This window comes from Paramylibacter kogurei, from assembly GCF_002742285.1.
Classification (GTDB): domain Bacteria; phylum Pseudomonadota; class Alphaproteobacteria; order Rhodobacterales; family Rhodobacteraceae; genus Amylibacter; species Amylibacter kogurei.
In genome coordinates this window covers 745946-765133 of the sequence record NZ_MDGM01000012.1, presented here as the reverse complement: position 1 = coordinate 765133, position 19188 = coordinate 745946, and the positions used below count along the sequence as shown (strand labels likewise).

At 49.5% G+C, this 19188-nt stretch carries 16 protein-coding genes and 1 tRNA gene; 5 read left to right on the top strand and 12 right to left on the bottom strand.

All coding sequences use genetic code 11. The annotated features are described in order from the left end of the window. Nucleotides 1-4: 4 nt before the first annotated feature. The 4 genes from BFP76_RS09240 to BFP76_RS09225 all read right to left on the bottom strand — a co-directional run bounded on the left by BFP76_RS09240 (nucleotide 5) and on the right by BFP76_RS09225 (nucleotide 2913). A complete protein-coding gene (locus BFP76_RS09240; RefSeq protein WP_099593006.1) occupies nucleotides 5-871 on the bottom strand; it encodes a copper resistance D family protein in 867 nt (288 codons plus the stop codon). 2 nt (nucleotides 872-873) lie between these two features. Beyond that, complete coding sequence (locus tag BFP76_RS09235) at nucleotides 874-1215, bottom strand: copper resistance CopC family protein (protein ID WP_099594035.1); 342 nt, start codon at nucleotides 1213-1215, stop codon at nucleotides 874-876. Between the two features lie 10 nt (nucleotides 1216-1225). Next, nucleotides 1226-1669 carry a c-type cytochrome gene (locus tag BFP76_RS09230; protein WP_240514014.1) on the bottom strand — a complete coding sequence of 148 codons (444 nt, stop codon included), beginning with the start codon at nucleotides 1667-1669 and terminating at the stop codon, nucleotides 1226-1228. Nucleotides 1670-2163: 494 nt separating this feature from the next. Beyond that, nucleotides 2164-2913 (bottom strand): glutaredoxin family protein, encoded by a 750-nt coding sequence (locus BFP76_RS09225; protein WP_240514013.1) that lies wholly within the window; start codon nucleotides 2911-2913, stop codon nucleotides 2164-2166. Between the two features lie 211 nt (nucleotides 2914-3124). Here BFP76_RS09225 and BFP76_RS14730 point away from each other — a divergent pair, with 211 nt between their 5' ends. Further along, complete coding sequence (locus tag BFP76_RS14730) at nucleotides 3125-3286, top strand: MerR family DNA-binding protein (RefSeq protein WP_338064506.1); 162 nt, start codon at nucleotides 3125-3127, stop codon at nucleotides 3284-3286. A 224-nt stretch (nucleotides 3287-3510) separates the two neighbouring features. Here BFP76_RS14730 and BFP76_RS09215 read toward each other — a convergent pair whose 3' ends face one another. The 8 genes from BFP76_RS09215 to BFP76_RS09180 form a co-directional block, all read right to left on the bottom strand. Beyond that, nucleotides 3511-3972, bottom strand: a complete 462-nt coding sequence (locus BFP76_RS09215; protein WP_099593002.1) for a P-loop NTPase family protein — start codon at nucleotides 3970-3972, stop codon at nucleotides 3511-3513. Between the two features lie 465 nt (nucleotides 3973-4437). Continuing rightward, nucleotides 4438-4947: a hypothetical protein gene (locus BFP76_RS09210; RefSeq protein WP_133117423.1), complete on the bottom strand. Its 510-nt coding sequence runs from the start codon at nucleotides 4945-4947 to the stop codon at nucleotides 4438-4440. A 130-nt stretch (nucleotides 4948-5077) separates the two neighbouring features. Next, on the bottom strand, nucleotides 5078-5962 hold the full coding sequence (locus tag BFP76_RS09205; protein WP_240514012.1) for a YHYH protein: 885 nt from the start codon (nucleotides 5960-5962) through the stop codon (nucleotides 5078-5080). A gap of 355 nt (nucleotides 5963-6317) precedes the next feature. Then, nucleotides 6318-8915 carry a hypothetical protein gene (locus BFP76_RS09200; RefSeq protein WP_099592997.1) on the bottom strand — a complete coding sequence of 866 codons (2598 nt, stop codon included), beginning with the start codon at nucleotides 8913-8915 and terminating at the stop codon, nucleotides 6318-6320. 9 nt (nucleotides 8916-8924) lie between these two features. Continuing rightward, nucleotides 8925-12563, bottom strand: a complete 3639-nt coding sequence (locus BFP76_RS09195) for a hypothetical protein (protein ID WP_133117422.1) — start codon at nucleotides 12561-12563, stop codon at nucleotides 8925-8927. 237 nt (nucleotides 12564-12800) lie between these two features. Beyond that, a complete protein-coding gene (locus BFP76_RS09190) occupies nucleotides 12801-14414 on the bottom strand; it encodes a tyrosine-type recombinase/integrase (RefSeq protein ID WP_165775695.1) in 1614 nt (537 codons plus the stop codon). Further along, entirely contained in the window at nucleotides 14407-14757 is a 351-nt protein-coding gene (locus BFP76_RS09185; RefSeq protein ID WP_099592991.1) for a helix-turn-helix transcriptional regulator, read from the bottom strand. The genes BFP76_RS09190 and BFP76_RS09185 overlap by 8 nt, the downstream gene beginning before the upstream one ends. 252 nt (nucleotides 14758-15009) lie before the next feature. Next, nucleotides 15010-15097: transfer RNA gene (locus BFP76_RS09180), tRNA-Ser, on the bottom strand. A 247-nt stretch (nucleotides 15098-15344) separates the two neighbouring features. On the opposite strand from BFP76_RS09180, the gene BFP76_RS14765 reads away from it, so the two are divergent. From BFP76_RS14765 to BFP76_RS09160, 4 genes are read left to right on the top strand one after another with little or no spacing between them, the layout of a single operon-like run. Next, nucleotides 15345-16277: an SPOR domain-containing protein gene (locus tag BFP76_RS14765; RefSeq protein ID WP_099592989.1), complete on the top strand. Its 933-nt coding sequence runs from the start codon at nucleotides 15345-15347 to the stop codon at nucleotides 16275-16277. Nucleotides 16278-16282: 5 nt separating this feature from the next. After that, entirely contained in the window at nucleotides 16283-17431 is a 1149-nt protein-coding gene (locus tag BFP76_RS09170; protein WP_099592987.1) for a D-alanyl-D-alanine carboxypeptidase family protein, read from the top strand. Next, on the top strand, nucleotides 17397-18056 hold the full coding sequence (tmk, locus tag BFP76_RS09165) for a dTMP kinase (RefSeq protein ID WP_099592985.1): 660 nt from the start codon (nucleotides 17397-17399) through the stop codon (nucleotides 18054-18056). Before BFP76_RS09170 ends, tmk begins: the two co-directional genes overlap by 35 nt. After that, nucleotides 18053-19174: a DNA polymerase III subunit delta' gene (locus BFP76_RS09160; protein ID WP_099592983.1), complete on the top strand. Its 1122-nt coding sequence runs from the start codon at nucleotides 18053-18055 to the stop codon at nucleotides 19172-19174. The genes tmk and BFP76_RS09160 overlap by 4 nt, the downstream gene beginning before the upstream one ends. The last annotated feature ends 14 nt before the right edge of the window (nucleotides 19175-19188 follow it).

Genomic DNA, 19188 nt, shown 5'->3' with positions numbered 1-19188 from the left:
GGCCTCAGTTTGGCAAAGTGAGCACACTGGTAATCGTTGCAGTTGCCGCAAGCACCGCCAGTATGACCGCTGTCTCTATTTGTATTGATCGCGCCAGATGCCGCGCCGCATTGGCGTCTCCTGCCTGTATTGCCGGAACAAAGCGGAGTTTATTTGCCGCGGCCAGCATAAGGACCACGACAACGAGTGCGATTTTGACCATCAAGGCTTGTCCATAACCCGTTCCAATCAAAGCCGACAGCGTGCCGGTCAGCAGCCACCCCATGCCGAGACCCGCGAATAAAAGAGCGGGAACGATGATTATTGCTGCCTGACCAAATTGATGCCCCAGTTTCGCCGCCTGGCTGAGGAGATCTGGTGTTTGTGAGAGCCGATGCAAGGGTGGTAAAACGCCGATCCAGAATGCGACGCCAAGCAGGTGAAGCAACAATAGAAGGCGCATATAAAACGGTCCAATGTCTGCAACGTGACCGACTTTGGCAAAGGACCAAAGCAACAGCACGCTACCAGCCAGCGCGACCCACTGACCGAAGCGGGGCATCAAGGATCCGACGATGATTAATGCGCCCCCCGCGAGCCGGTACAAAAGCGCATCGCCAACAGGGGTCTGCCATAAGAGACCTAGCATTTCCGGATCTGTCATTCCGTCTGCGCTGCCGGTCAGGGCTGCACCACGCAGCATGAAGCCCAGCAGCGATGCCACCAACGCCAAAGCGGTGAGTAAAACTGTTTGGTTTCGCAAACGTTGGGTCAAAGAAGTCGTTGCATTGGCAAAGACAACCTGAACAATTATCAGCCCGCTCGCACCTAAGGCCCCGACATACAGCAAAAGCTTCGTCAGGATTGCGGCCTGACCCCATATATCCGGCATGCTCATTCCACCGTAAATGTGAAGTCGCCTTGCATCACATGACCATCTACTCCGAGCCCGCGCCACTCGATGCGATATATACCTGGCCCCATGCCTTCCAGAGGAAGCGTGAATGCGCGCTCAAAGCTCTTTAGCTCGCCAAGGTCGAGCTGAACAGAAGGGTGATCTGCATGGGTCATTTCGACCCGTGTTAGGCGAATATCATTGGCAAAGTTGAAACTGACTTCGGTTGGAACTTCTGCAAGCACTGCACCATTATGAGGCGCTGTTGTGTCCACGCGGGAATGGGCAAATGCACCTGATGAAAGCATTGCAAGCAAAGCGAATAGGGTAAGTTTTTTCATGATCATATCCTTAGATTATTCCGTTGGCGCGTTGAATTGCGCGAATGTAATCGATCACCATAGCAACATCGCCACGTGTGAGGCCTTGAACCGGAGGCATATTTCCAAACTGCCAATGGTGGCTGGTTACACCGTTTTCAACCGCACGCTGAAAACTTTCGTCACCATGATGACTGGGTTCGTAGATTTTGTGAATGAGCGGCGGCCCTGCCTCTGCATTGCCGATGCCCTGCACGCCATGACAAGCCGCACAAATGCCTTCAAAAATGTTTTGCCCGATCACAGCATTACCGCTGATTTCTGGCATGGTAATTGCCACCATAGCTGAATCTGTGACTGGGGTCGCCTGGTCAATGCCCTGAGGAATGCTCTGCCGAGGTTCCGACTGTCGCAAGATAAATACGGTGGCGGCCGCAATGGCGCCTGCTCCGATGAGTAAGACTTTTTGGTTCACGTTGATTTCCTAACATGCTGAAAAAACGTCGATCGCCCGGCTGGACGCGACAGATCATGCTTTGCCCAAAAGAATGGAACAGAGCTCGAAAATCGTGATCAACTGTTAGGTGGTCGTTTCGGTGTTCTTGGCCAATTCACAGCAGCGAGCTGCCCGGTTTGTATCCAAGACACCGATTGAAGGCCAACGGGGCGTACCATGGTTGGATAGTCCGACAACGCCACCGCTTGGCAAAATATCTGGTTGCAGCAGTCGTGCGTAACCTGATCGCTATCCGAGCCTTCATGTGAATGGCCAGCCTCGCTAGCATCATAGTTTGGCGTATATTCGTGGCAATGCGCTCCTATGCATTCAGAGGTTCCAGCAAGCACAGCGCTCTCGATCAGGTTTCCGATCAAGAGCATGGCAATCAGGGTGATCGCGAGTATGCCACGAAGTATTTTCACATCAAAAGCTTAGCTTAGCGCAGTATGTGTTGCAACTGCCTTTGGTCTTCACAGTTTTGCCAACATCCACATCGCCATGCCAATCATCATCAAGTTCTCGGTAAGCGAGATAAATCCAAGCGGCACCTTGCTATCTCCACCGACACAGGCGCATTTCAGCTCGCGCTTGTCGATGTAGACAGCTTTGAAGACGCTAATCGCGCCGATGCCTGCAACGAACAGAGCCGCCGGTGCGGAAAGCCACGTCAGAACGCCTGCCATCATCAACAATCCCGCGCCTGTTTCGACAAATGGGTAGATATACCCATAGCGCACCCAGCGTTGAGCGAGCAGATCGTAATTCAAGAACATCGTCGCAAAGCGTTCAACGTCTTGCAGCTTTTGCAGTCCAAGGAGCACCATGGAGATCGAGATGAACAGCTCAATGGTTCGGCCCGTGAAAAGAGCTTCAAGGGTCAGCCACGTCACGACGACGGCCAGCAGGGCAGCGATGGAAAATAAGGCGATGACTGGCTGATAGGTTTTGCCATCTTTCGCTTTGGCCGGTTTTCCAAGATGATCGCTCAGATCATCGAAGCCGCCGATGCGCTCGTCGCCGATGAAAATTTGCGGGGTCGTTTTGATGTCGTGTTGCGCCTTGAAGGCATCAACTTCTTCGCGGCTCTCGAGGTGCCTGTCTTCGACCTTGAACCCATGGCGCTCCAACAGATCCTTTGCCTTCAGGCCGTAGGGGCACATGTGATCGCTCATTACCATTCGGTAAAGCGTGGCATGTTTGCGCGTGGTGGCTTTTGTCATCGGCTGCGTCCTTGAAGAGTTAGTTAAAGGCGATCTTGTCATTGCGGTAATGTACATCTAATCTTTCCAGTGGCTGGAAGGTCAAGGAGATTCGACATAAACATTTCATCCGCCACCAACGCCGCCGGATTACCAGTGAAACCAGGCCGTCAATACGCTCACATAAACTTGGTGGATGCACCTGCGCATACGGCGCCGTGATACATAACCTATGATGAAAACTCGGTGCGGAAGTTGGTTTTTTGTTCGAAGATCACGCGCGTTTGGCTTTAGCATTGATGAGTGCAGTGAGCTCTTGAACCTCTTTCAAGACAGGGATCGCACGAGCGCAGAGGTCAAACGCATTGCGTTAAAAAAAGTCTCAGGAAATTGAAGATAAAAATGGGAGCTCCAATCTCTGCACGACGAACTGGAACACCTAATAAAGTCATGTAGGAGAAGATCAGCGGCCGGATTGCCCAATTATGGATTATTTGGGGTAGCAGACATGCCCGGCCCTTGCCTGCCGTTCAACACCAACAAATTTAAGACCCAGAATTTTACCCAAAGTTGTCATTGGTCGGGGGAATAAGCCCCCCAACCATAGCCTGTTCCTGATTAGACGTTCGTCGTACGTTCTGCTTTAATTGCAAGATCAATTACGTAATGGACCAGAAACGCCTCGATCAAAGAAAGCGCGTACTCACTATCGATTGGAAGCATACTTGAGTCGAGATGATGTTCATCGACGTATTCCGCCGCGTCCCACAACTTCCGCGTCTCAATTGGATTTTTAGGTTCTATCCGATGCATAACCATTTCGAATATGCTGTTGGCCAGCTCGATCGCTTCTTTGCGGTAGGTATCATCGATCGGTAACGAGGTGATTTGATAGCCTGTTCTTGGTTGCATATTTGGTGTCGGTTTATGTGCTTCATAGTCTCGTATCAAGAGACTCCAGCTCGCATAACCTTCCTCTTTGGCGATCACAGCATATGCTCGATTGAGCCGGATGCCTTTGGAACGGCGCAGTAACTTTGCTTTGTGTTTCAGTTCATTGATTGGTGCAGATAGCATCATTTGAGTTTCTCCGATTGCGAGCAAAAATACACAATCCCTCCTTATGTGCCTGCTCGACAGAAAAAGCTCTATTTCAAACTCTGCATGTTAAATACTTTCCCGTTGGAGGGGGGAGGCTGGAGCGTCAGCCCAACTAAACCATACTCTCTCAGAAGGCCGGGTCAAGTACCTTCGGCTCAAAGTTGACACTCAGCTTTGTACTTATTTGTTCAGCCGGTTTCCCTAAACCAATCATCTGACCAATCTTGTCAGCTTAAAATTAATTCAGTGACCAGTCAGCGGACACAGGCGCCATTCATCCGTGTAAGCTAAATGACTGCTTGTTAAGTAATGCACGTTTCGATTGTGAATATTGAATGAATAGTTCTCGTTCTTATACTCAAGAGATTGATAATCGGCGAAATTCACCTACTAATCGCCCGGGCATGCGCGACAAAAGCCTCGGAATTCTATTGAAATAACGAACTATTGGTTGGGCATGGGTGTGAAAACCTTGACAGTAGATGAAATTGTAATGCCGTTCACCGACCACTCGCTGTGATCATTCGCATTCAATGTCACTCTAACTTCATTCTCGCCAAGAGCCAGTGAAGCGCCAGACAAATGATACCAGTTGGAATAAACTCGGGCTAACTTTACGCCATTCACATAGATATGGGCATGACCTTCGTTGTCTTGTGGTGCATGATTGATAGCTGCGGGTGTGAACTTGAAATTAACGGGCAGTATCTGAACATTATACCCCCCCATTATGTCAGGAAAAACCAGGTGCGTTACGCTTGGCTGTGGCAGTTCCGCTGAAACTTCGCGCGGAGGATGCTGGTGCGCTTCCATCGCGCCGGACCCGCTCGCCAAATCCATGTTCGTAGTCTCAGTGCCCATGTCAGATGACATGGGGTCATGCGATATCTGGAAAAGCGTCATGGCCACGACAGCCATCGACGCTCCAATGATCAGGTAAGCGAATTTTTCCACCAGACCAGGTCCTTACTGGCCAGGTGCAGGCATAGCTGCGCGCAGGTCGTCTTCGCTGATCCCGAGAACTTCGGCCGCCGCAGCAAAGTCTGGCGGACGTGAGTCACCAAGTGCCTCGACCAATGCGGTCTCAGTGATGTCCAGTTGCTCGGCAACTGCGGCAAAATTTTGGTCCGCCACCACCGCCACCGGGACCGTTGTTCGCGGCCACTTCGACCTCACCATGATAGCAGTCGATCATATAGGGCGCCTCGTCTGCCGTCAGGTGATAGTGGTAAATTCCTTCTAGGAATTCAGGTGTCGGGCCGAAATGGCCGCTGCACTTATCCAAATCGTCGTTCACCACGACAATGCCCCCGACATCATTGTTACCATAGACAGGAAAGCCGTCTGCCAAAACACCGATCATCCGCGAATGTTGCCCGGCTTGCGCGGCGGCCTCAGCGATGCAAACAGGGATGCCGTGATAGTGGTAGTTCGTCCCGTCCACGAGCGTGTGCCCGTTGCAGTTGTCCAGAAATGCAACATGATCATGAACAACCTGATCATCGACCGCAACGACGGAGCGCGCGGGATTCTCATAATCGTTGAAAATCTGTGCGCCACTTAAGGCCACGCCAATTCTCCCCAGCGAAGTGTCAGTTGAGTTGTCTGAATAGACAGGCTGCGTTGTTATTGTTGCATCAACCTCTGTCTCTTTGAAGTAATCGGTAGAGTTCTCCACATCAAAGAACTCCAGCGGCTTGTCTGCAAAAGGTTGATCACTTGGATTGCTTGGAATCAAGTATTGTTCCGCGAAACCATGATCTGGGATGCCATTGGATTGGAACCGGAACGTTTTTGCGTCAGTATCAACCGTGATCATGACATTGTCTGCCCAATTTGCCGCCTCAACGACAGCCGCAGTGTCATTTGACTGCTTTGCATTTTGAGCCGATGAAGGCGAAAAAACCAATGAAGCGATGGCTAGCAAAACCGATGCTGCCGCTGTCCCATAGAGAAATTTGTTAGACATTATTTTCCGATCTCCCATGAGATGTCGATATTTGAATTTCTGACTTCAGGTCAAAGTGTTTCTAAGCCAAAGTTAGACGTTAAACGACAGAATGAAAACTTTCCGTCTTTTTTTCAGCAAAAATCACATTTTTGAACTTTCTACGAGCAGATATTCGCTGCACGGTATCAATACGGTTCGTTTCGGCTCATTGCTGCCGTTGATCCGCCCTCGGCCATGCTGCGGTGGGGTCGATCATTGCGGATGACCTGCGCTACGATTGCGCAATCTGGGACAGCTTGAACTCACAAAATGGGGTATAAGATTGAAATTCAGGCGGTATCCGCTCCAGAGAAACTCGAATTCGTCTTCAAGACTAACTGGGCAGATAGGGGTCATTTCTCTCGCTGGAAACCTGATACGTCGCTACCTCGACTTTCACTGCCTCTGGCAAACTTTCTTGAATCCTTTTCACCAGTTTATCACGCGCACGCTCACCATTCGCTCCACAAACAACGTACAACTTGTCGGGCCTCACCCTCTCCGCAAACGCGGCGAGCTTCTGGATTTCAGAAGCTTTCAATGTCTTGGAAGTAGTGGCTTCGACTGCGATGGTTTCGCCATCTACGACTGCCAAAAGATCAACTTCACAGTCATTTGCCCCATCTTCTCGGTATTCGTTGAACCAGATCAAAATCGAGGGCAAGAAATAGAATGATCTCCGCGCACGTTCTGCAAGCTGCCAAAGTGCCCATATCGCCGGTTCGGTTCCATGGTCACTATACGCTTCGACAAGGAAACCGCTGGCCTTGAACTGCCATCCACCTGAGACGGGCGGAAGCGCTTTATTCTGGCACACATTGCAAGTCATCACTCGGGACAAGTCATCAATTGAAATCCAGTTCCGGTTATAACAATTTCGACACTGCCATTCATAACCTTGATACAGCACTTTTCTCTCACAAAGGTACTGTATCGAAGGATCTAACTCTTGTGGTGGAAGATACTGATCACGATTTTCCTCTTTCATATGTGGGTTTTCGATTAAGAAAGACGAAACTAATTTGTCATAGCGGCTCAACAACTTATCATATTGTATGAATCGATCTGGACGTCTTAGCTGTGAAGCAACCCTCAGCGCTTCTCGGGCTACGGTTTGGCGACTCTGCTCATCACTGACCATCCATTCATTACTGTTTGTCCGTAGACGTTTGGAAAGGACATTCTGGAAATCCGTTTCAAGTTGGTCATCCAAGTGTGAAGGATTAGCACCCAACTTGCGCAGGGTTTCACGCCAAAAGTCATGCATCAGTGCTTGCAAGGCGTCGGGCAAATTACTGAAATGTTGGAGAGCACCTAACAGATAGCGCCCTTTGTCGGAATACTTTGCATCCCTAACTTTCGGAGGATGTGTTTGGCGGCCATCGTTGTCTTTTTCCGACCGGAGGAAGCGATCTCTCTGAAAGTCCAGTAATCCTCCAAAGAGTGCATGATCATCATCCGGCACCGAGATGGAGGCTTGGTGAACTGTAAGTTCAGTCGAAGCACTCAAGTAGCCAGACCGTGTCGGTCTCTGGCAGTATCGTGGATACATCTGAGAAGACGAGTTGTCCCTGCTAAGTGAGAAAAATGGATCAATGCGAAGCCTGCGAGGCAGGACCCACTCGTGAACGACATTAGAAAACCTGCAGTGGTCATTCTCCCGTTCAATCGACAAGTCGACCATCCACTGGCCTGCGCGCACGCTGGGTGGCAAGTAATTTTCAGACAGGTGCCATGGGGTCGCAAGAAGAAGTTCCGCGCGACCGTTGGCGAGCTCGCTTCTTTGTTGCCCCTTTGGTTCTCTCGAAATGGCTACCGACCCTGTTGTAAAGAATGCTCGTTCCTCCCAAAACTTTGGAATTGCCCAGTTTGCATCTGAAATGGTTTCTGTCTCATAGCGTTTCCAAGACTTGCCTTCAGGCTTGATGCGCTCAGCAATTTCGGCAAGTTCGTTTTCATCGAGCGACGTTGACCGGATCGTTGCTACCGGTGAGTATTGATCGTCCTGGACGCCACGACGATCCAAAACCTTTCCTATCAATTGCAAGAAATCTGTGTCGTTTGATTGCTCGACAGAGATTCGAATTGATGACGTCCCGGTCATCTCGTTGCGGGGAAACCGGTTATGCCCGTTCCAAAATACCAAGCGATCCGAAATATCGTCCCCGACGACAACGTTGACGCCACCTCTTTTCAAAGAGTTCTTCGGCTCAAGATAGTGGCAAAACAACTCGGATAATTGACATGGAGGTAGAATGGCTGCTGGCTCAGCAAGTGCCTCCAAAAAGGCGCGAGGATCGCTCTCATACTTGGCACACTCACTTTTGCCGTGTTGGCGGTTTTCCAGCGCTTCTTTTGAGATCAGAGTGAGGCAACTAAACAATTCTGGTGCAGAATCCGCCAATTGACTGTTTCCAAAACTCGTCGAAAGAAAACCAAAGTTTTCCCGAAGGAACGTGTCTTCGGATCCATCCCAATATTTGTCGAAAGTCAGAATACTCTGAGGCCTATCACCAAAACCCCATCGGCGACTGGCAAACATGGGCAACACAGACAGGCATGACAAACCTTGAAGCGGTAGTTCGACGCGAAACCGGCGGTCGCCTTCGGGATCGCGATATCTGTCCTCATGATGATGGAGAATTCCAGGCGCCATCAATTCGTCTAGTTGCGCTACAGCATCATCAGTCAGATTTGCAAAGCTATATATTATGTCTGCGTCGAAGGCATGTAGCCATGCCTGATAGGCGGGGTCAACGCCATCTGATGAAGCCGGGATAATCGGAGTTCGCCGACCGGACCAGCGACTGAAACTCTCGGCTATGATCGCGTCGATCAATAGGTCATCACACGTTTTCAAGTCGACGAGGTACGCCACTCGCAGAGGTCTAGCGGTACCTTCAATTTTGCGATGGGCGGGCTTTTCCCACATTACTTACTCCTAAATCAAAGACCTTTTTTGGACAGCAAACACCGTACCTTCGTATTGCTCTTGGGTGAGTAGCCCGGCACTTACTTGCTTTGAAAGAAACTTCAAATCATCTCGCGTCCCGATCAAGGCCAACAGTTCTGCAAAGAACTCAGCGGCGTCACTGCTTGCTCGGCTTTGGACATAACGAACAGCCGTGTCGATGAGCTGCCAGGGGGAGTTTGAGTCGCGTCGCCGGATGCTTGACCATGAGTAAGCAGCCATTTCTACGCTGTTACCATTTGCCAGTTGTTCATCTAGATCGCGGAAAGCCGCTTCGTCGTTGATTTGCTTGAAGGCCCAACTCTCTTCAGAAAGCCGTTTATCTAAGTGTTCTATGCGCCAGTCTATGAATCCTTTATTGTTACATTCATCCCAAAGCTCATCAATCAAAGTGGCTTTGAAGTGATCGAGGTATGGCTCAAAGGCCTTAAGTTGGGTGACCTCAGTTATGCCTGATCTGTCTGGGTTACGGAAACCATAAGCAAAGCTAAGGAGCTTGAAATAGTCTTCTTTGTCCTCAATGCCTTCGAAGTGACGCGCATGGAGTCTGAGAGTCGCGGGTGTGGCAATACACAACAAAACATGTGGATAGTTGTACCGATGCTGCAAATCTTCCCAATGTTTGATAATCGTACTCTCTGCGAACTCATCGCGGCGCTCCGCGAGAATGTCAGTTATAGTTCTATCCGCGCGGTAATCCGGTTTTTCGCCTGTTTTCAATGCGACAGCGACCTCTTCTAACTTTTGCAAAATGAGATCTTCGAACAACCGGCTGTCGAATTTGCGAATGAACTGAAACCAGTAGATGCCATTTGAACGGCGTTCTTCAATCTTTGCCCTTAGTTCAGGAATCGCCGTGATATCGCCGATGTGGCATCTGGAAAGCAGCAACTCTTCCTCAAGCCCTTTTGGCAGGTATTCTGAAAGCAGTTGTAACTGTTTCACATTGGTAGATGCTCGCCAAAGCTGAAAGCAACGTTTTCGGAAGAAGAATTCGTTTTCAGTCTTCTCCCAATCGGTCTTTAGCGAAAGTAAGGCAGGTCGGGAGTAACGAACATTGTGGTCCATGTCGGAGCCGAAAAGACCAAACCTTGAACTTGCGAGCGAGTTGAACCAGCCCTTCTTACCTTCGACACGCTGGTCGATACCGGCTATATAAGAAGCCACAAAAACGGCAGCTAGTGGATGGTCAATCTGTTCTAAGCACGCATAAACCACATGCCCCATGTCTTCATTGTTTGTAGCAAGTTGGATTAAGGGCTCCAGCGTCCTGTCGCTACAAACTCGTCGCAAACCGCCAGCCAGACAGTATTTGGCCACATTGTACCGACGGTCACTCAGCCCTGATTTATCTTTGCCCTCTGGATCTTCGGTGGGCAATGCCTCCCAAGCCTTGAAAACATCCTCCAATGTCTGCTCGTCGAAGCCACTTAAACAGGAGACGGCAGCAAACAGCATCCCGTGAGATAACTCATTTTCATGATCCTTCATCGTGTTCCAACACTCAGCGACGGACTCTGCCAATCGTTCGTCGGCACACTCCCCAGCGAGGTAAAGTGCTGCTTCTCGTTGTTTCTCTGTGTTGGTGGTGTCGCCGACCAACGCAGCTATGCCTTCAAGCCACTTGGTTCCATGCCGTGCACGAGCATGCGCAATGAGACGATCACGAAAAGGGGCATTGGATGAGGGCTCTACTCTATAGCAAAGGTTTGCTGCTGCCTTAACGTCCCCATTAAGAACTCTGGCTTCCCGGCCCGCGTGCGTATCTTCCTTGGTGGTCTCAATTAGTTTTTTGAACTGGCTACCTTGCAGGCCAGAAATTTGCCATTCAATGGCCCATCGAATTTGCTTCGGGACATTTTCGAGCAAGCCCGCATCAACCAGTTCTTCACAATCATTCAGCAAGCGCTTGGCAATCGATGGGTTCCCCCTCTGGCAGTGCTTCAACGCACCAAAACAGATCAAAGGAATGCTGGATTTTGCAAATTCCCAAAACTTAACTGGTATATCTGCTCGGACAGAAGCTCGAGCGACCAAGTCGGAGTAGAACGGGTCGGACAGGTAATCGTGAGAATAGTCCTCCTTCTTCAGTGCATTCGAAATCGCTTCGATTAGTAGGAAATCTCTTACACGATCATGACGAAAACCTAGTTTTGATTGATTTCCTTGATAAACTTCTCTGAATAGACTCCCGCCACCGCATATTGCTTCCATATCTCCGAACACTGGTGTCGATTCAAATTCTGCAGATAGCTGGTCAAACGAAGGATCGTTGGTTCGATTTTCAAGCATCCAAGCAGCAATTGAGATGACTGACTGACGGAGCGAATATACGGAGCGCGAGTTCGTCTTAGAGATTTCTAAAAGGCAATTAGCGACGTACTCAGAAAGGACTTCGCTCGCATTTACAGAACCGTGCCCCGTCCAAAGCCCAATCAAGAGGGGGTCGTTACCAAGGTCTTCGCGTACCTCGTCTGCTTCTACATTCGTCAACTCAACACCAGCGGCTGAGCGTCGCTTCTGGATTGCTTCTCTGGCTTCGTGATCACTAAAATCCGTAAGGTCAGCTACACGGCTTTGAACTACTTTATTCACTTCGGTTGGAAGTGCTCGGAGGTTCTCCGGCCAAATAGGGCACAGAACTTTCAGGGGGCTAGCTTGAGGGCTATTTTTTGACCCGTCGAGTTCTCTAGCCGAACGATCCAGCTTTGAAATCAGATCAGTTGGTGACGTTGATAAATTGATATCTTCGATCCATATTTGCACCTCTTGCCCCTGAGACAAACGAGTGAGTTCACTTACTGGATCATCAAGGGCTAGGGAGGGAACTTCTGCAACTAAGCTCTCGCGGATGGCTTGGGCAAGAGACGAAGTCCTCTCCAAAACGTCATGGGTAACAATAAAACCCAAACCACCTCCATCGACCACAGCGCTGCAAAGTTGGTGACAAAACGCGGATTTTCCCGCTCCAGAGGAACCATTCAGATAAACGACAGACGATGATATTGTTTCAAGAGATGGACATGCCGCCCGAACGTCACGAACTATCAGTTGGTCCCGTTGGGTCAACGGTGCATGTCTTGATAACTGCCATTGTGAAATTTCATCCGCAAGATCGCGTGATAACCTAGTCTGGTCGGTGCCGAAGAACTTTGAGCGAATGGACTGCCCATCTTCATGGACGTCTAAAACATTAGACAGCCTATCGTTTGACCATACGTCCAACTCCACCGAGTGCTTTGCGGCCTCGCTTTTGGCATCCTGAACTACTTTAGATGGAGGGATGATCTTGCTAGTCAGAACTACTCTAAGAGAGAAGCTAGGGTTCTTTTCCTTGAATGATTTTAGTACGCGAATAGCCTTGATTAGGTCTCCATCAGTGGGGTCAAGCCACTTGTCAGAAAGGCTTGGTCGTGCGGTTATAGTGTGCTCGCAAGCAATTGCATAACTTATTCCTGTGGCGTCTTGGCAAATCGATATCCCATCCAAGGGATCAACAATCGTTTGGCCTGACGTATTCACACCTGTATGAACAATCTGCTCGTATAATGGATCTGCGATCCTCAGAACGCTCGTCGCAAGCCGCTCGAATTCTCCGGCGTCCGTCATCGCTCCGATCGACGTTTCTGTTAAGTTACTGGGTTGAGGCATTTTTTCGCAAATCTATCTACACAAAATCATTGTGCAATATTGCACGTACAAGCTTTGAATTCTAGGTAAAGAGTTCTCTTGGCTATGTTAACGGTCTCATAACTTCAGAACTCAGGTCATCACCGTTATGTCCGCTTTCGGAAAATGAACATCGGTACTCTGCACTGGCAGCGAATGACCGCTCCCCGCCCTTTTCTACCTTTCATTAGGCCTTCCAATTCGCGCATTATAGAGAGCTTTCGCTTTTTCATAATCTGGATCGCGTGGGTGCAATTCTTGCAGCGCGAACTTTAAAATTAAGTCTTTCTCATCATCCGTTTCGTTTCTTTCTGTTTCAATTACCTCCATGACTTCGAGCCAAGTTTTCTCAGCCATGGGGCCATAACGAAGACGGGTGGTCTCGATATCTTTGTGACTCAAGTTTCGTGACCACGCTGTTCTTTCTTTTTCGCTCCGGCACAATTCAACACCAAACGCTGCCAAACAGTCACGCGCTAAATGTGGGTGATAGTGGTGTTCGGTATTCTTGCTGGCCACTACGAATGCTTGTCGAACGACATCTCCACCTTTTAGAGGTTCAAAAGGTTTGCGCGGTTGAACACCAGGGGATCGATTTTGAATAAGTGATTGCTCTGCTGGAAACACAGCATCATCGCGATTTGCTCCTAACGTTTCCATTTCATTGACCCATTCCGTGAACACACTCAGAAATATTTCTGGAACTGGAAAAAACCGTCCGCGGTAACTCTTGCCGTTTTTTGCACGCCCATTGGTGCCATCTTGAACAAAGATACTTTTCTGCAAATCCATATCGCGATGCCGCAAACCTGCCAATGCGTTTGCACGCAATCCTGTTAAAAAAGCACAGGCAAAAACGGCGCGTTGACGGCGATCCAACCGCGTTGCCTTGGGCATGGATCGAAGCATCTCTTCTGCTTCCGATAGCGTTGGATAGACCTTCTCCTTTGCCGGCATGACTTTGGCCATCAGCGCGTTGGGAAGATCCAGATATTCTGGCAAAGTCTGATCAAGGCTGCGATACCCTTTTTGCTTAAGCAACCAAGTGAGGAATAAGCGCAGTTGTGATGCGCGATGTCGGATCGTCGAATTGCTGATGGCGTCTTCGCCAAGTTCACTCCCGCGTTGAATAAGGTCTTCTCGATATTGCGCAACAAGTTGCGGGGTGATCTGTTTGAACGCGACACCCTTGCTAAATCGTTCGAAATCTCGGATCGCAATAAGATGCGCATCTATCGTTTTCGTCGCATACTTGCCCATAAAAACGATGTACCCATGCAGCAATCTATCATTCGAATAGTAGAAAGTATTCTCGCTAGTGATCTGTTTTATGCCTGTTTTAGCCTTAAAACCTGCTTTTCCTTCGTCTATTGTATCTAGGCTAGCGCCCGTGTTTTTACATTTTTGAACACTGTCCCATTGTGTTGCATTCAATAACTTTGTGGCGCAGGTTTTGCAGCCGTCACAATAGGCCTTTACCTGCACGTTTCCATATTTCGTTGAAAGCATGCATTCGATCGCTTCCGCATCTGGCCAAAAGACCCCGCGGCATGAGAAACATTTGAATTCACCTATTCGTAAACTTCTATTGTCTCGTTTCGACTGCGCTTCAAAAAACGCTATGAGCGACGAGCCTTGGAACACACATGGTTTGGTTACATCTGATGGATGTAATCCAACTTTTACCCACCCCAATACGGCATTTTGGGTCACGCCACATATTTCACAGACTTGCTTGACGCTATAAACGCGGTTGGCCTTAAACAAACTCTTCATGTTTCTTTTAGCCATTGGAACCATCCCGATCCGCTTTCACCTGCGCATCATAATTTTCCAACTCACCAAGCAACCATCGCGTTGTCCCCCTGCTCAACTGAATGGGCTTTGGAAACGCATTCGCTGTTTCACTCGCCCAACGCCAAATCGTTGCAATAGACACGTCGTAACGCGCCGCAACATCCTCGACGCGCAAATAAATACGATCATTAACTGGCGATTGAATTGATTTTGTAGCTAACGGCTGATGAGGGTTTTCCGATGATATTGGCGTTTTTTCGCCAGAAGCGGCACGCGGCTTAACAGCAGCAGAATTATTATACTCAAACAGATCGGGGGTGTTTGGTGTGTTAGACATAGATGTTTCCCTTCCCACGACGTGGGCTTTTTTTCAAAAAAGAAGGGAAGCACATCTTATGCTTCGACTTACGAATGTCGTTCACTGTGACGACAAGACACAACCTGCTACAGATTGCAGCGCCGTGCAACAGGTTTTTCTAGAGCTAGTTATTTAGCCTAAGCGCGCATTACAAATGTGGGGCTAGATGTGGGGCTGAAAAATCTAAAGTAAATAATAATTGTTTAAAATCAATAATATAGATGTGTTTTATGGCGGAGAGACAGGGATTCGAACCCTGGGAAGCTCGCACTTCAACGGTTTTCAAGACCGCCGCATTCGACCACTCTGCCACCTCTCCGTGTCATTGATCGCGAAATATTCGCGAACATGATCGTTTACGAGGTGCTGCATAAATCCGCTGAACAGAAACTGCAAGCCCGTTTCGGTGGCAAAACACCGCCTTTTGCATTTTTTTTGGCAAGAACACGCTTTCATTATGTAAACAGGCTGTTAAACTATGGCACAGCGGCAGATTTTTTGCCCAGAGGTTAGACAGTATGCCACGAACAAGCTGAAAAACAGCGGGTGGCAACAGGAGGATTGGCGTGACACGCAACCGTATTGGGGCATTCCCCACCAAAATCGCCTGCAGCTTTTTGCTTTTCGCGGGCTTATCTGCCTGTGAAGAAGGCAAAACGCCAAATTTTTTAAAGGCAAAGAATAAACCAACCGATGCGACAGGTGCAGAATCTGCACAAGCCGCACAAGTTGGCAAAACCATTGAACAAGATGTCGAAGCACCCGAAGTATTCCAAAAAACCGCCAAAGGTTTATGGGATGGTCGCCCATCATTGGGTGGTGTGTGGGTTGCACATGCGGATAACAAAAAACCCGAACGTGTTGTGATCAAAAACAACGCCAATGGAAAATTTGTGATCGGTGCGTTATTTCGCCGTGAACGTGATAACCCTGGCCCAGAATTTCAACTTTCATCCGATGCAGCCGAAGCAATTGGCGCACTTGCGGGTGGTCCTGTTGAATTAACCGTCACCGCGATGCGCACAAAACAAGTGCCTGTTGCTGGCCCTGCAGATGAAATGGCGGCGGATGTCACACCGGCGGGTGAACCCGAAACCGTTGCGGCAAGCTCGCTTGATGCAGCCCCCACAACGCAATCGGATTCAGGCGAAGATGCGATGGTGGGTATGGTTAAACCTCTGCCACGTCCAAGTGATGTGAAACCAGTTGCCGCCGCAAAACCAGCCGCGCCAAAACCAAGCGCCGCCCCTGCCCCCAAGGCAAGCGCGAATGCGCGTTTCGTGCAAATGGGTTTCTTTAGCGTCAAGGCAAATGCCGACGCAACATTGGCACAGTTGAATTCAAACGGCATTTCTGGGAAAATCGTTGCATCATCGGCAAAAGGCAAATCGTTTTGGCGCGTGCTTGCTGGCCCTGCGGATACTGCTGCGTCGCAAAAATCATTGCTTGGCAAGGTCAAGGCAATGGGTTTCAACGATGCCTATTTGGTAAAAGGATAATATTTATGCGTCTGGTTCGGGTTCTGGCATGTATTGGATTGATGTCTAGCGCGTCATTTGCACAAGCGTTTGAAACGCTGGCAAAATCGGCGATGTTGGTGGATCAAACCACGGGTACGGTATTATTGGCGAAAAACGCCGATCAATCGGTGCCCCCTGCATCCATGTCCAAACTGATGACGCTGAATATGTTATTCGAAGCATTGCGTGCTGGGCGTATTTCATTGGATACCAAATTCCCTGTGTCGGAAAAGGCTCATAATATGGGCGGTTCCACAATGTTCTTGCGTGCCAAGGAACGCGTATCTGTCGATAACCTGTTGCGCGGAATTATCGTACAATCAGGAAACGATGCCTGTGTCACAGTGGCAGAGGCATTGGCCGGATCAGAGGCAGAGTTCGCCCGTCAAATGACCGCACGTGCCAAGGAATTGGGCATGACATCGTCCATTTTCGCCAATTCAACCGGCTGGCCGCATCCTGGCCAACGGATGAGCGCACGTGATCTGGTGTTTTTGGCCAATCGCATTATCACCGAATTCCCTGAATTTTATGCCTATTTCGCGGAAAAAGAATTCACCTGGGATAATATCAGCCAGAAAAACCGTAACCCACTGTTGAAACTGGGTATTGGTGCGGATGGGTTGAAAACGGGTCACACAGAAGAGGCAGGATATGGTCTGGTTGGGTCTGCAAAACAGGGTGATCGACGCATCATATTCATGATTACAGGGTTGAATTCCGAATCTGATCGCGCCAATGAGGCAGAACGTTTAACGAGCTGGGCATTTCGCCAATTTGTGAAAAAGGATCTGTTTGAAAAAAACACCCGTATCGCATCCGCCAAGGTATGGATTGGCAAGGAAAACTCCGTCAATCTTGTTTCCAAAGAAGGTATCACAACCCTTGCCCCATATAATAAAAACACCCCTGTTAAATTGGAAGTAAACTACCAAAGCCCCATCGCCGCCCCGATCAGCACGGATAAACCCATCGCAACGCTGACAGTTATTCCCGATGGGATGGAGCCGTCAAAATATCCGCTTTACGCCGAAAAAGAAGTTGCCAAAGGTGGCTTACTTTCGCGTATGCGTGCCTCTGCCGAAATCCTGAGCAAGGATGTTTTGGGCGGCAAACTATTTTCCAAAGAGTAATCGCGTGACCGCAATATTTATCACCTTCGAAGGTATCGACGGTTCGGGAAAATCCACACAATCGAAATTACTCGCCAAAACACTGGCGGATCAGGGTGTTGATGTCATCATTACCCGCGAACCAGGTGGCAGTGTGGGCGCCGAAGACATTCGAAAATTGTTGGTAGAGGGTGAAACAGACCGCTGGTCGCCTGAAACGGAAATCCTGTTGTTTACGGCCGCACGTCGCGATCATTTGGAAAAAACCATACGCCCTGCACTGGCCAATGGCACCGTTGTGATTTCTGATCGTTTTGCCGATTCCACTCGTGTTTACCAAGGTGTGGCACGCGCCGACCTGCGCAAAACGGTGGATGCACTGCATGATACGATCATCAAGGTTGAACCAGACCTGACATTCATCATCGACGTTGATCCAGAACAAGCGCTCACCCGTGGTTTGGCACGCAATAGCGGCGAAGATCGGTTCGAAGATTTTGGTTTGCAATTTCAAATGGATTTACGTGCGGGGTTTCTGGCACTCGCAAGCGAAAATGAAAACCGTTGTCGCGTGATTGATGGCAATCGCCCGATTGATGCTATTGCATCTGATGTTCTTTCCATCGCCAAGGCCGCAATCGGATGAGCGATGATTCAATCCCCCAATCCGATGTGATTGATGGCGCACCACACCCGCGCCTGACCGAAAAACTGATCGGGCAATCTGCCGCCGAAGACACGTTTTTAACGGCCTTTAATTCAGGGCGTTTACATCATGCATGGCTGATCAATGGCCCACGCGGTGTGGGCAAATCCACATTGGCATGGCGCATCGCGCGATTTTTATTGGCACAACCTGATGATGATGGTGGCATGTTCGTGGATGCCGCCCCCACCCCAACAAATTTATCTGTGCCCGTTGATCATCCCGTGGCACGGCGCATCGCAGCGCTTGGTGAACCGCGATTGTTTTTGGCACGCCGCCCATATGATGAAAAATCTAAAAAACTTAAACAAGCAATCACCGTTGAAGAGGTGCGCAAATTGAAAAGCTTTTTCAATTTTTCCGCCGCCGATGGTGGATGGCGCGTGGCGATTGTGGATGCAGCGGATGAATTGAATACAGCCGCTGCCAATGCATTGCTAAAAATCTTGGAGGAACCGCCAGAAAAGGTGATCCTTTTGCTGGTTTGCCATCAACCCGCGCGCCTGTTGCCCACCATTCGATCGCGCTGTCGCGAATTGCGCTGTGTGCAATTAAACGAAACCGAATTGGATGGGGTATTGGCACAGGCAGGATTCGAAGCATCCCAAAATAGCCTTGCACTTGCCACCCTAGCCGATGGATCAGCGGGACAAGCGATTCAAATGTTGGGCGCGGATGGTTTGAAACTTTATGCGTCCATCGTCTCCATCGCCGCACGTGCACCGGGGCTTGATCGTGGCGCGGCACTTACACTGGCCAATGCCTGTGTTGGCAAAGCGGCGGAACAAAAATACGATATGACATTGCGCCTTTTCGCAACATTTCTTGCCCGTCTTGCACGCCACGGCGCGTTGCAACCCAGCACCGTGATCGAGGCCGCACAGGGTGAAGCATCGCTATTCGCCAAACTCGCACCCAATGCAGCCGCCGCACGTAAATGGGCCAATCTGTTGCAAGAAATCACATCACGTTCAACACATGCGCGTGCGGTGAACCTTGACCCTTCCTCTGTCATCCTAGATATGTTTCTTAAACTTGATGAAACGGCGCGTAACTAATCGGCGCTGAACGG